This is a genomic window from Pseudonocardia sp. DxW (assembly GCF_058448985.1).
Genome location: NZ_JBZFLK010000001.1, coordinates 411,689 through 424,340, shown reverse-complemented (window position 1 = coordinate 424,340; position 12,652 = coordinate 411,689). Strand labels below are relative to the sequence as shown.

The following is a 12,652-nucleotide window of genomic DNA, read 5'->3' as shown; positions in this document are numbered from 1 at the left end:
CCGCTGCCTTAGGTGAGGCTCACCTCAGTGGATCACGGGAGCGGCGGGGCTTCGCCCTCGACGCCGTCGAAGTCGACCGAGGAGAACTCGCGCAGCTTGGTCAGCCGGTGGTAGCCGTCGATCAGCCGGACGGTGCCGGACTTCGACCGCATCACGATCGACTGGGTGGTCGCGCCGCCGCCGCGGTAGTGCACGCCGCGCAGCAGCGGGCCGTCGGTGATGCCGGTGGCGCAGAAGAAGACGTTCTCGCCGCGCACCAGCTCGGCGGTGGTGAGCACGGCGCTCAGGTCGTGCCCGGCGGCGACGGCCCGGTCGCGCTCCGCGTCGTCGGTGGGCCAGAGCCTGCCCTGGATCTCGCCGCCCATGCACTTCATCGCGGCCGCGGTGATGATCCCCTCGGGGGTGCCGCCGACGCCGTAGAGCATGTCGACGCCCGAGCTGGGACGGGCGGCGGCGATCGCACCGGCGACGTCGCCGTCGGAGATGAACGAGATCCGGGCGCCCGCCTCCCGGATCTCCCGGACGATCTGCTCGTGCCGCGGGCGGTCCAGCACGCAGACCGTGACGTCGGCGACGTCGACCTGCTTCGCGCGGGCCACCCGGCGGATGTTCTCGGCGACCGGCGCGGTGATGTCGATGACGTCGGCGGCCTCCGGCCCGACCGCGATCTTCTCCATGTAGAACACGGCGGACGGGTCGAACATCGCGTCCCGCTCGGCGACCGCGAGCACCGCGAGCGCGTTCGGCATGCCCTTGCTCATCAGCGTGGTGCCGTCGATCGGGTCGACGGCGACGTCGCAGAACGGGCCCTCGCCGTTGCCGACCTCCTCGCCGTTGAACAGCATCGGGGCCTCGTCCTTCTCACCCTCCCCGATGACGACCACCCCGCGCATCGACACGCTCGAGATCAGCTGGCGCATCGCGTCGACGGCCGCGCCGTCCCCGCCGTTCTTGTCGCCGCGGCCGACCCAGCGGCCGGCCGCCATCGCTGCGGCCTCGGTGACCCGGACCAGCTCCATCGCCAGGTTGCGGTCGGGCGCCTCACGGCGGCGGGCGGGCTGGCTGGCGGGCTGACTCAACGGACGTCTCCTTCACGGCGGCGTGCTCGGCGGGTCCCCGGTCGGGGGACGCGACCGTCCGATCCTCGCACGTGGGCGGGTCGCGGAGGAGTGATGAGCGACCGACGCCATGCCTGGGAGACGATGGGGGGGTGAGTTCGCGACCGGATCCGAGCACGACCCCGCCGTCCGACGAGTCCTCCGGCGAGCCCTCCGGTGGGGTGACCGGCGAGCCCTCCGGCGGGGTGACGGCCGGTGGCGGGACGGCCGGGCGCGCGGCCCCCCGGGTCGGGCCGCGGGCGCTGCGCAAGCCGGGGCGGGGCGAGACCTCGGTCCGGGACATGATCGGAGCGCTGCTGATCCTGGTGCCGGTCGGGCTGCTGCTGTTCAGCGTCGGGAACTCGTGCTCGTTCGCCCCCGGCATGCCGGTCGAGGACCCGAACTCCGGGCCGACCGTGAACGTGCAGAGCCGGCTCGCGGAGTACGCCGTCGGCTCGGCGTTCCCGCTGCGGGTGCCGGACGTGCCGTTCCGCGCGAACTCGACCGACCGCGGCCCGGTCGAGGGCGGCGGCACCGCCGTCCGGATCGGCTACGTCACGCCGGACGCCGACTTCCTCAGCCTGGTGCAGACCGACGGGACCGCGGAGGGGATCCTCGCGACCGAGTCGGGTGCGGCGGGGCGGGGGGAGGGCCCGCCGCTGATGCGCGGGACCCTCGACGCCGCCGGGCTGGAATGGGAGGTCTACCAGCGCGACGGCGGTGAGCCGTTCCGGATCGCGACGCTCCCCGGGGACCCCGACGTCCGTCTGCTGGTCACCGGCTCGGGCTCCGACGAGCAGTTCCGCACCCTCGCGGACGCGGTGGTGGAGGCGCCCACGGCCGGCGGGGGTTGAGCGTCCGGCGAGGTCGCGCGGGCGCGCGGGCGCTCGGGCCCGCGTTCGCACGGGTTCGTCGCGTTCGCACGGGATCCGATCCCGTGCGGATGAGGTGAACCCATGCGGATCAGGCGAGCCGGTGCGGGGCGAGCCGGTGCGATGGCGTTGCGCGGGCGCCCGCGGGTCAGGGGTGCGGCGTCAGGCGGCGGCGGAGCCGGGACAGGAGGTGTTGCGGCTCCTTGAGGTCCCGCCAGGTCCAGCGCACGACCTCCGGGCCGAGCTCGCGCAGGAGGTCCTCGCGGATCTTCTCCTCCACGACGGCCCGGCCCGGCGTCTGCCCGGGCCGGAGCAACCGGCCGTACTTGCTCTCGCCGTCGAACTCGCCGATCACCGGCGGCGTTCCGTCCCACCAGAAGTCGACGGTCGCCACCCGCTCGCCGTTCCACCCGGTGATCTCGCGCTGCAGCACCGGTTCGGGCAGCCCGGACCGGTGGAACAGCAGCCGGCTGAGCGACTCCCCGGGACTGGCGGAGCGCCCGTCGGCGAACGCGACGACCCGGGCGGCGTTGCGCACCCCGGTGCGTCCGGCGGCGGCGCGGAGCGCCCCGTCGAGGTCCGCCCGGTCGGTGTGCGGGGCGCGCAGCGCCGCGTCGGCGACGATGACGACGAGAGCCTGGGCGAACGGTCGCTCGCGGGCAATGTCGATCGCCGTCCGGGCCGGGGTGGTGACAGCGATGCCGCCGACCCGCGTGACGTCGGCGTCGCTCAACGGGCCCACGTGCAGGTGCAGGTCCCGGCCGCGCCGGGCACCGCTGGCCCGGTTCCGGGTGAGGTGGACGAGATCGAGCGGGAGGTTCCAGACGTCCAACCCGTGCAGGACGGCCGCGGAGGCATGGCTGACCACCGCGGGAGCGCCGAGCCGGGCCAGCACGCCGCGCACCGCCAGGATGTGCCGGGCAGCCTCCTGGTCGTCCGGCCCGCAGCGGCTGCGCGACGCCTGCGGTCCGGGCACGTACATCCCCCGGCACACCCGGCTCAGCCGGCCATCCCGCAGCGCCCTCGCGATCCCGGAGTCCGCCAGGCCCGCGGAGTGCAGATCGGTCCGGCGGTACGGGCCCGCTCCGGCTGCGGCGTCGAGGAACATGCCACCAACCATCCCGCGCGGTGGCGGCCCGCGACCCCACGGATCGCAGCCTGTGGACAACCCGGCGACGTTCGCACGGGTTCGGTGCGTTCGCACGGGATCCGATCCCGTGCGAACGCGACGACCCCGTGCGGATCCGGCCGGTGCAGGGGCTCCGGCGGCCGGGGGTCAGGAATCCGAGGACTCGGCCTCGGAGAGCTTGGTCTCGATGCGTTCGCGGGCCCCGGCGAGCTGCTCGTCGCAGCGCCGGGCGAGCGCCTCGCCGCGTTCCCAGAGCGCGACGGACTCGTCGAGGCCGAGCCCGCCGACCTCGAGCGCACGGACGACCTCGACGAGCTCGTCACGGGCCTGTTCGTAGCCGAGGCCGTCGACCGCGGGCCGCTCGCTCATGGGGTGTCCTCCGGATCGGGATCGGATTCGAGGTCGGTCTCCGCGCCGGTCTCCGCGCCGGTCTCTGCGCCGGTCTCTGTGCCGGTCACCGTCGCGGCGACGGCACCGTCCGCCACCCGGATCCGCAGCGCCGCCCCGGCCGGGGCGTCGGCGACCGACCGCAGCAACGGCGGCACCCCGTCACCGGCACCGGGGAGCTGCACGATCGCGTAACCGCGGGCCAGCGTCGCGGACGGCCCGAGCGCGGTGAGCCGTGCACCCAGGTGCCCCAGCTCCGCCGCGGACCGGTCCAACCGGCGCAGCATCGCCCGGTGCGCCGCGGCGCGGGCGTCGGCGATCTCGTCGACACGGGCCGCGACCAGCCGGAGCGGATCGGCGAGCGCGGGCCGGGAGCGCAGGTCGGCGAGCCGGCGCTGCTCCCGGTCCACCCAGCCGTGCAGCGCCCGGCGGGCCCGGTCGCGCAGACCGGAGATCCGGGCGGTCTCCTCGGCGAGATCGGGCACCAGGCTGCGGCCCGCCTCGGTGGGCGTCGAGCACCGGACGTCGGCGACGTGATCGACCAGCGGGGTGTCCGGCTCGTGGCCGATCGCCGACACCACCGGCGTGCGGCAGGCGGCGACCGCCCGGCACAGCGTCTCGTCGGAGAACGGCAGGAGGTCCTCCACGCTGCCGCCGCCGCGGGCGAGCACGATCACCTGCACGTCCGGGTCGCGATCGAGAACCTGCAGCGCACCGACGATCTGCTCGACGGCCAGCCCGCCCTGCACGGCCACGTTCTCGATCCGGAACCGCACGGCGGGCCAGCGCAGCGTCGCGTTCGTCACGACGTCGTGCTCGGCGGCCGAGTCCCGCCCGGTCACCAGGCCGATGGTGCGCGGCAGCAGCGGCGGCCGGCGTTTGAGCGCCGGATCGAACAGCCCCTCGGCGGCGAGCAGCCGGCGCAGGCGCTCGATCCGGGCGAGCAGCTCGCCGAGCCCGACCGCGCGGATCCGGTCGACGCGCAGGCTCAACGTGCCGCGCCCCAGGTAGAACGACGGCTTGCCGTGCACGATCACCCGGCTGCCCTCGGCGACCGCGCCGCCGGACTCGCGGACCAGCGCGGCCGGCGCGATGAGCTGCAGCGACACGTCCGCCGCCGGGTCACGCAGGGTCAGGAACGCCGTGGAGGACCGGGCGTTCACCTGCGCGAGCTGACCCTCCACCCAGACCGCACCGAGACGGTCCACCCACTCGGCGATCTTGCGGGCGACCGTCCGGACCGGCCACGGGTTCTCCTCCGAGGCCGGGGCGCTCACTTCTCCTGGGACAGCGTCGCGATCCGGTTCGTCAGCATCGTGACGTAGGCCGGGCGGTTCTCGTGCGCCGTCTCCCAGGCGAGCAGGTCCGACAGGTCGTCGACGCTGAGTGTGCGGAGCTTCCCGCGCAGCTGCGGCACGGTCATCGTCGGGTACTCGGGGACGGCGTACGGCGCACCGGTGGTCGCCTCCGCGCGGTTCGACGTGCCGGCGGGCCGCTCGGGCCGCGAGATCGGGATCCCGGAGCGGGCCGGGCGCAGCGACGACACCGTGCCGTTGCGCGGGTCGGTGACCGGCTGCGGCTCGGGCAGGCTCAGGTCCGGGATGTCGTCGTCGAACGTGGCCCAGCTGGGCACCTCGTCGGCCGGCCGCAGCGCGCCCAGCGCGCGGTCGCCCTTGATCGCGAGCTCGGTGACCTTCTGCTGCAGGCGCATCGACACCTGCAGTGCCTGGCTGACCGCGGTCACCGGCAGCTCGACGGCGTGCCGGGGCAGCTCACGGGCCTGCTCGACGGCGGTGACGACGAGGCCCGCGGCGATCCGCACGGGGAACGGCAACGGCGACATGCGAGCCATTGTCCCCTGATCGGCGCGCCGGTGTCGCGCGGGGACGGTCGAGCGTGTCACGTGACGCTGCCCGGGCCGGAGGTGATCCGTACGCTGGAGCCCATGTCCGGTACTGCCAAGCAGGTCCTGCTCGCCAAGCCCCGCGGCTACTGCGCAGGCGTCGACCGCGCCGTCGAGGCGGTGGAACAGGCGCTCGACAAGTACGGCGCCCCGGTGTACGTCCGCAAGGAGATCGTGCACAACAAGCACGTCGTCGAGACCCTGCGCGACCGCGGCGCGATCTTCGTGGAGGAGGCGTCCGAGGTCCCGGAGGGCGCGCACGTCGTGTTCTCCGCGCACGGTGTCTCGCCCGCGGTGCGGGAGGAGGCGAAGGGCAGGCAGCTGCGGACGATCGACGCGACCTGCCCGCTGGTGACCAAGGTGCACCAGGAGGCGAAGCGGTTCGCCCGCGAGGACTACGACATCCTGCTGGTCGGCCACGCCGGGCACGAGGAGGTCGAGGGGACCTCCGGCGAGGCGCCCGAGCACATCCAGCTCGTCGAGTCGGCCGCCGACGTGGACAAGGTCACCGTCCGCGACCCGGACAAGGTCGTGTGGCTGTCCCAGACGACGCTCAGTGTCGACGAGACGATGGAGACCGTCCGCGCCCTGCGGGAGCGGTTCCCGAAGCTGCAGAACCCGCCGTCGGACGACATCTGCTACGCCACCCAGAACCGCCAGGTCGCGGTGAAGACGATGGCCCCGCGCTGTGACCTGGTGCTGGTCGTCGGGTCGCGGAACTCGTCGAACTCGGTCCGGCTGGTGGAGGTCGCGCTCGGCGCCGGCGCCGGCGCGTCGTACCTGATCGACTACGCCAAGGAGATCGACGAGAGTTGGCTGGAGGGCGTCAGCACGGTCGGCGTCACCAGCGGTGCGTCGGTGCCCGAGGTGCTGGTGCGCGGCGTCGTCGAGCACCTCGCGGAGCGCGGCTTCGGCTCGGTCGAGGAGGTCGACACCGCCGAGGAGACGCTGGTGTTCTCGCTGCCGCGGGAGCTGCGCCCGGCGCGTGCCGCGGCCCGCTGACCCCGGTACGACGAACGCCCCGGACCTGGTCGGTCCGGGGCGTTTCTCGTCCGTGCGGTGGATCAGGCGCGGGCGGCGTGCACCGCCTGGGCGGACACCACCTGGACCTGGTCGCCGATCTCCAGGTTGTTGTACCAGGTGATGGCGTTCTCCCGGCTGAGCCGGACGCAGCCGGCCGACGGGGTGTCGGTGCGGCCCTCGTGGAACGCGATGCCGCCGTCCTGGAAGAACACCGACCAGGGCATCGGGGCGGGCTCGCCGTTGGACATCGTGTACTCGCCGCTCTTGTGCAGCTCTTCCTTGCGGTAGACGCGCAGCGAGTGGCCCACCGGCGTCTCCTTGCCCGGGCCGCCGATCGCGACCGGCACCGGGCCGTGCGTGATCTTGCCGTTCTCGAACAGCCAGGACTGCTTCGTGTCGAGGTCGACGCAGGCGCTGGCGGTGATGGTGCACGGGGTGCCCGGCACCAGCGGCTGCTCGCGGAACGCCTGCGCGGCCGGGGTGGCGGCCAGCGCCGTACCGACACCGATCAGCGCGAGTGCCGCGGTGACGAGGGCGACGACGATCGCGGGCCGGGGGGAGCGGGTGCTCCGGGTGGTGGACATCGTTCTCCAGGTCGTCCGGCTGACGTGCAGGGCGCGGCGGGGTCACACCGGCTCCTGGTTGTGTGACGCCCGGGTGGGGCGTCGGGTTGCCTCGATCTTCCGGCCCGTCGTGCCGGATCCGGCCACCGGGGTCCGGTCGTGGTGCTCACCTGTGACAACGCGCGAGAGACGGTCCGGATTCGGGTCGTCACTCAGCGGGATCGTCGGCGTGTCGCCTCCGAGGCGCCACCGCGTGTCGCCGACGACGGCCGGGACGATCCGCGCCCGCCGATCCGCGAGCCGCCGGTGCCGGAGATCCCGCCGGAGGCACCGCGGGCGGAGGCGCCGGTCCCCGAGCCGCGGGGAGTGCTGCCGGACGCGCCGGTGCCGCCGGCCGATCCGCTGCGGGGAGAGCCGCCGGTGGATCCGGCGCCACGGGTGGTGCCGCTGCTGCCCGCGCCGCGGGTGCTGCTGCCGCGGGTGGTGCCGCCGGTGCCTGCTCCACGGCCGGTGCTGCCGGTGCTGCGGGGGGCTCCGGCCGGTCGCGCACCGCGCGCGGAGCCGGTCGCCGCGGCCTCACGGGCGAGGGCGCCCGCGGAACCGTCGGCGGTGCGCCTGCCGCGCCGGTCGGTGTCCGGCCGGGAAGTGCGGGACCCGGCGCGATCCTGCCGCCGCTCGGAGCGGCTGCGCCGCGGACCGTCCGGATCGTGGCCGCCCGGGTCCCGGCCGAGCCGGGCCCGCAGCCGCCCGACCGAGTCGTCGGGGCCGAGCCGCTGGCGGACCAGCCGGAACGCGGCGAGCGCGAGCACCGCCAGGGTGGTCACCGCCATCGCCGGGAACGCGTTGATCAGCGGGGCGCCCGCCATCAGCACGCTCTGTGCGGTGCCGCCGCCGCTCGGTGCCCCGATCAGGATCGCGACCACGGGGACGACCACGGCCAGCAGCAACGGCGGCTGCACCGCGGGCAGGAAGATGCCGCGCCTGCGCACCCAGCAGACCGCGAGGACGCAGCCGAGCAGGTACGCGATCTCGAACACCCGGCCGACCGTGCCGATCCGCAGGAAGTCGACGAGGACGCCGAGTGCGGTCGCCGCCACGGCGAGGCCGATCGCGGCCACCGGCGGGATCCCGAGCACCGGCCGGAGCAGCGAACGCTCCCGGACCGGCCAGCCGCCCCGGCCGGGCGCCGCGGGCCGGGGGGTGGTGGACCCGCCGGGCCGGCGGGCCGAGCTCGAGCGGGTCGTGTTCACCCGGTCAGCCTAACTCGCCGCGCGCGGCCTGCCGGTGCCCCTCGTCCGCCGCGCCGTCCCCGGCGCCGAACGCGTCGCCCCGCGCGCCGTCCGCCCGCGACGACCGGCGATCGGGCCGGTCGGCGAGCTCGGCGGCCCGGCCGAGATCCTCCAGCGACACCAGCGCCTCGCCCGCGGAGGCCACCAGCTCCGGCGCCGACACGGCGCGCGGGGTGCGGTCGACGGTCCCGGGCTCGTCGAGCTCGGTGTCGCTCACCTGGAGCTCGGTGAACTTGCGGGCGCTCACCAGCACCCGGGCCTCCAGCGAGGAGACCGTGCGGTTGTAGCTCTCGACGACCGAGTCGAGGCTGCGGCCGAGCCGGGCGACGTGCGTGCCCATCGTGGCGAGCCGGCCGTGCAGCTCCCGGCCGAGCCGGTGCACCTGGGCGGCATTGCGGGCGAGCGCCTCCTGCCGCCACCCGTAGGCGACCGTGCGCAGCAGGGCGACCAGCGTGGTCGGCGTCGCCAGCACGACGTTGCGCCCGAACGCGTGCTCCAGGAGCCCGGGGTCCGAGCGCAGCGCGGCCTCCAGGAACGGGTCGCCCGGCACGAACAGCACCACGAACTCCGGCGTCGGCTCGAACGCCTCCCAGTACGCCTTGCCGGCCAGCTGGTCGACGTGCGCCCGGAGCTGGCGGGCGTGTGCGGCCAGCTTCTGCGCGTGCACCTGCGGGTCGCCCGTCTCCACGGCCTCCAGGTACGCGGCGAACGGCACCTTCGCGTCGACCACGACCTGCTTGCCGCCGGCCAGCCGGACGATCATGTCCGGCCGGACGCCGCCGTCCTCCCCGTCGGCGCTGACCTGGGTGGAGAAGTCGCAGTGCTCGACCATCCCGGCCATCTCGGCGACCCGCTGCAGCTGCATCTCGCCCCAGCGGCCACGCACCTGCGGCGCGCGCAGCGCGTTGACGAGCGCCTTCGTCTCGGTGCCGAGCTTCTCCGAGCTCGCCGCCATCGCCCGGACCTGCTCGCGCAGCCCCGCGTAGGCGGACTCGCGCTCCTTCTCCACCGACCGCAGCTGCCCCTCGACCCGGCAGAGCGCCGCCGAGACCGGATCGAGCAGCTGCTCCACGGCCTTGGCCCGCGCCGTCTCCTCGCCCTGTGCCCTGGCCGACAGCTCGGCCGTGGCCTCCTTGATCCGGCGCTCGGCGAGGGTGACGAAGGCCTCGTTGTTCCGGGCCAGCGCATCCTGCGAGAGGGCGGCGAACGAGTCCTTCAACCCGGCCTCGGCCTGCGCACGGGCCTCGCGCTCCGCGTGCAGCGCCGCGGTCGCGCCGGCGGCCTCGGACTCGGCCCGCCGGGCCCGCACGGTCGCCTCGTCGAGCGACTCGTGCAGCTCCTCGATGCGCTCCAGCAATCCGGTCCGCTCGGCACGCAGGCCCGCCGCATCCGCCCGGGTGGTCGCGGCCGTGTTCGCCGCGGTGCGGGCCGCCTCGGCGGCCTCGGCCCGGAACCGGGCGGCCGCCAGCAGCCAGGTGACGGCGCAGGCGATCGCGGCGCCGAACAGCGACCCGGCGAGAAGGCTGGTGACATCCACGTCCCGCAGCGTGCACCCGACCCCTGACAGTTCCGGCGAACCGGCACGTCGCGGGCGTGTCCGCGGGCCGATGTTTGCCGATCGGCGCAACGGGGGACGGCCGGACGGCCCAGTGGGTTGCGTCCCGGCGACGGACCTCACCGCGGGCGAACCGTTCCCCGGGTGCGCACGTCGTCCGGAGTGTGAGCACGTCCCGGCCCGCCGGGACGGACCCAGCGAGGAACGAGAGAGGTACCCACGTGAACACCCGACTCGCCCACCCGCACCGCACCGCAGGCACCCTCGGACGCGCCGCGGCCGCGGCGCTCCTCGCCGCAGGGGCCGTGCTGGCCCCGGCCGGCGTCGCGAACGCCGCCCCGGCCGGACCCGGGGAGCCCGCGCCGAGCTCCTGCCGGCCCGACCACGTGAACGCGACCGTCACCCCGGCACCGGCGAGCGCCGGGCACCGGCACTACACGGTGGTGCTGAATGCCGCCCCCGGTACGGCCCCGTGCACGCTCGCCGGATCGCCGTCGAACCCGGTCTTCAGCCTGAACGGCTCGCCGCGGGCGGTGACCGCGCTGCCCCATGGTGAGCAGAGCAGAGCGGTCGTGTTCGGCCCCGCCGATCCGGTGCAGTTCGACGTCCAGGTGCCGGACGGTCCGGGGCCGGCCTCGGCGAACGAGATCACGATGACGCCGTACTCGCCGGACTCGCCGTTCCCCGGACCGGTCACCGCGCACGGTCCGCTCGCCGTCGACGCCGGGACACTGGTCGGGCCGGTGACCGAGCACCGGCCGGGCTGACCGGTACCGGCGCCGGGCTCAGGTCAGCCGCAGGTCCGCCGACTCGTGGTCGAGCAGCCACCGCTTCACGGCGAGCCCGTAGCGGAACCCGCCGAGGGTCCCGTCGCTGCGCAGCACCCGGTGGCAGGGCACGAACAGGGCGGCCGCGTTGTGCGCGCAGGCCCCGGCCGCGGCCCGGACCGCGGCCGGCCGGCCGGTCTTCTCCGCGTACCCGGTGTAGGTGACCGGGGCGCCCGCCGGGACCGTGCGCAGGACGTCCCAGGCGTGCTCGCGGTAGGGCCCGGAGCGCTGCCGGACCGGCACGTCGTCGATCACGGACAGGTCGCCGTCGTGGTAGCGGTCCACGACGTCGCCGACGGTCCCGAGATCACCGCCGGTGATCCCGGACGGGGCCAGTGCCGGGTGGACCAGCGCGAGCAGTTCGTCCACCGACGCGGTCCAGCCCGAGGCGAGCACGTACCCGTCGGTGTCGACGACGGCGGTGAAGGGCCCGGCCGGGGTCTCCCGGGTGGCCCAGACAGCGGTTCCGGTCATGTGTTCCTCCGAACGGACGGGACGGCGGACGCGGCGGCCCGCCACAGATGGGTGGCGGCGTAGGACCGCCAGGGGGCCCAGGCCCGGGCGCGCCCGGCCAGTGCGGACGCCTCCGCCGGCAGGCCGAGCGCCTCGGCGCCGCGCCGGACCGCGAGATCCGACGCCAGCAGCTCGTCGGGATCGCCGAGCACCCGCATCGCCAGGTAACCGGCGCTCCACGGGCCGATCCCGGGCAGCGCGCACAGCTCGGCCCGCAGCGCGGCCGGGTCCCGGCCGGCGTCCAGCACGAGCTCGCCGGACGCCAGGGCGGCGCACAGCCCGCGCAGCGCCTCCGCGCGCCGGGCCGGGCCGCCCGGCGGCGCCGCGGCGAGCCCGTCGGCCAGCGTAGCGGGATCCGGGAACAGCAGGTCCGGGCCGTCACCGGTGTGCAGCTCGGCGGGCAGCGGCGAGCCGAACGCGGCGGCCAGCCGGGCCGCGGCGGTGCGCGCCGCGGCGACCGACACCTGCTGCCCGAGCACGGTGCGCACGGCCGTCTCGGCCGGATCGACGGTGCCCGGCAGCCGGATCCCGGGCGTCGCCGCGACCAGCGGGGCGAGCACCGGATCGGCGCCCAGCACGGCGTCCACCGCCTGCGGGTCGGCGTCGAGATCGAGCAGCCTGCGCAGCCGGGAGACGGCCGGGCCGACGTCGCGCGGGTCGGTCGCGCGCAGCGTCGCGAGCACCGCCCCGGGCCGGGCGGTCAGGTCGAGATCGACGGTCGCCGGGCCGTGCGGCAGCCGCAGCGTGCGGCGGTACCGGCTGCCGTCGACCGTCTCCACCCGGTCGACGGCCCGGACGGCGAGGTGCTCGAGCAGGCCGTGCGGGTCGAACGGTGCCCGGTAGGGCAGTCGCAGGGTCAGCGCGCCGGGTGCCCCGGCGGCGTCGCCGGGCCGGGCCGGCCGTCGCCGGGCGGCCTCGGCCCGCAGCTGCGACGGCGGCACCCCGTAGACGGCGCGGACCGTGTCGTTGAACTGGCGGACGCTGCCGAAACCGGCGGCGAACGCGATGTCGGCCAGCCCCAGCGGGGTCGTCTCGACCAGGATCCGGGCGGTGTGCGCGCGCTGCGCGCGGGCCAGCGCGAGCGGGCCGGCGCCCAGCTCGGCGGACAGGATCCGGCCGAGCTGGCGGGAGGAGTAGCCGAGCCGGCCGGCCAGCCCGGGCACCCCCTCCCGCTCGACGACGCCGTCGGCGATCAGCCGCATCGCCCGCCCGGCGGCGTCCGCCCGCAGGTTCCACTCCGGGGACCCGGGGACGGCGTCGGGCAGGCACCGCCGGCAGGCCCGGTAGCCGGCCGCCTGGGCCGCGGCGGCGGTGCGCAGGAACTCGACGTTGCGCGCCTTCGGCGGCGGCACCGGGCAGGACGGCCTGCAGTAGATCCGGGTGGTCCGCACGGCCGTGACGAACTGGCCGTCGAACCGGGCGTCCCGGGCCGAGACGGCCCGGTAGCAGGTGTCGTGGTCGAGGAGCACGGCACCGACGATGCCACCGAGCGCG

Annotated in this window: 13 protein-coding genes; 3 read left to right on the top strand and 10 right to left on the bottom strand. The window is 75.6% G+C overall.

Annotation, left to right across the window (positions count from 1 at the left end):
• Positions 1 to 32: 32 nt before the first annotated feature.
• Positions 33 to 1,019 (bottom strand): class II fructose-bisphosphatase, encoded by a 987-nt coding sequence (glpX, locus tag ACVJO7_RS02085; protein WP_358483576.1) that lies wholly within the window; start codon positions 1,017 to 1,019, stop codon positions 33 to 35.
• 191 nt (positions 1,020 to 1,210) lie between these two features.
• Here glpX and ACVJO7_RS02080 point away from each other — a divergent pair, with 191 nt between their 5' ends.
• Positions 1,211 to 1,951, top strand: a complete 741-nt coding sequence (locus ACVJO7_RS02080; protein ID WP_491671454.1) for a DUF4245 domain-containing protein — start codon at positions 1,211 to 1,213, stop codon at positions 1,949 to 1,951.
• A 166-nt stretch (positions 1,952 to 2,117) separates the two neighbouring features.
• Here ACVJO7_RS02080 and ACVJO7_RS02075 read toward each other — a convergent pair whose 3' ends face one another.
• From ACVJO7_RS02075 to ACVJO7_RS02060, 4 genes are all read right to left on the bottom strand, one after another.
• The gene (locus ACVJO7_RS02075) at positions 2,118 to 3,077 is read right to left on the bottom strand and encodes a type IV toxin-antitoxin system AbiEi family antitoxin domain-containing protein (RefSeq protein WP_491671453.1); all 960 of its coding nucleotides are present in this window, start codon (positions 3,075 to 3,077) and stop codon (positions 2,118 to 2,120) included.
• A 168-nt stretch (positions 3,078 to 3,245) separates the two neighbouring features.
• Complete coding sequence (locus ACVJO7_RS02070; protein WP_491671452.1) at positions 3,246 to 3,467, bottom strand: exodeoxyribonuclease VII small subunit; 222 nt, start codon at positions 3,465 to 3,467, stop codon at positions 3,246 to 3,248.
• Positions 3,464 to 4,762: an exodeoxyribonuclease VII large subunit gene (gene xseA, locus ACVJO7_RS02065; RefSeq protein WP_491671451.1), complete on the bottom strand. Its 1,299-nt coding sequence runs from the start codon at positions 4,760 to 4,762 to the stop codon at positions 3,464 to 3,466. Before xseA ends, ACVJO7_RS02070 begins: the two co-directional genes overlap by 4 nt.
• Complete coding sequence (locus ACVJO7_RS02060) at positions 4,759 to 5,328, bottom strand: lipid droplet-associated protein (RefSeq protein ID WP_344026528.1); 570 nt, start codon at positions 5,326 to 5,328, stop codon at positions 4,759 to 4,761. The genes xseA and ACVJO7_RS02060 overlap by 4 nt, the downstream gene beginning before the upstream one ends.
• Positions 5,329 to 5,430: 102 nt before the next feature.
• On the opposite strand from ACVJO7_RS02060, the gene ACVJO7_RS02055 reads away from it, so the two are divergent.
• A complete protein-coding gene (locus tag ACVJO7_RS02055) occupies positions 5,431 to 6,390 on the top strand; it encodes a 4-hydroxy-3-methylbut-2-enyl diphosphate reductase (protein ID WP_344026526.1) in 960 nt (319 codons plus the stop codon).
• A 62-nt stretch (positions 6,391 to 6,452) separates the two neighbouring features.
• Here ACVJO7_RS02055 and ACVJO7_RS02050 read toward each other — a convergent pair whose 3' ends face one another.
• The 3 genes from ACVJO7_RS02050 to ACVJO7_RS02040 form a co-directional block, all read right to left on the bottom strand.
• A complete protein-coding gene (locus tag ACVJO7_RS02050) occupies positions 6,453 to 6,995 on the bottom strand; it encodes a L,D-transpeptidase (RefSeq protein WP_344026524.1) in 543 nt (180 codons plus the stop codon).
• A gap of 191 nt (positions 6,996 to 7,186) precedes the next feature.
• The gene (locus ACVJO7_RS02045) at positions 7,187 to 8,224 is read right to left on the bottom strand and encodes a DUF6542 domain-containing protein (protein WP_491671450.1); all 1,038 of its coding nucleotides are present in this window, start codon (positions 8,222 to 8,224) and stop codon (positions 7,187 to 7,189) included.
• A gap of 4 nt (positions 8,225 to 8,228) precedes the next feature.
• Complete coding sequence (locus ACVJO7_RS02040) at positions 8,229 to 9,800, bottom strand: DNA recombination protein RmuC (RefSeq protein ID WP_491671449.1); 1,572 nt, start codon at positions 9,798 to 9,800, stop codon at positions 8,229 to 8,231.
• A 239-nt stretch (positions 9,801 to 10,039) separates the two neighbouring features.
• On the opposite strand from ACVJO7_RS02040, the gene ACVJO7_RS02035 reads away from it, so the two are divergent.
• Positions 10,040 to 10,585 carry a hypothetical protein gene (locus ACVJO7_RS02035; RefSeq protein ID WP_491671448.1) on the top strand — a complete coding sequence of 182 codons (546 nt, stop codon included), beginning with the start codon at positions 10,040 to 10,042 and terminating at the stop codon, positions 10,583 to 10,585.
• Positions 10,586 to 10,603: 18 nt separating this feature from the next.
• Here ACVJO7_RS02035 and ACVJO7_RS02030 read toward each other — a convergent pair whose 3' ends face one another.
• Positions 10,604 to 11,119, bottom strand: coding sequence for a methylated-DNA--[protein]-cysteine S-methyltransferase (locus ACVJO7_RS02030; RefSeq protein WP_491671447.1), 516 nt, complete (start codon positions 11,117 to 11,119; stop codon positions 10,604 to 10,606).
• A complete protein-coding gene (locus tag ACVJO7_RS02025; protein ID WP_491671446.1) occupies positions 11,116 to 12,627 on the bottom strand; it encodes a DNA-3-methyladenine glycosylase 2 family protein in 1,512 nt (503 codons plus the stop codon). Before ACVJO7_RS02025 ends, ACVJO7_RS02030 begins: the two co-directional genes overlap by 4 nt.
• Positions 12,628 to 12,652: the final 25 nt, after the last annotated feature.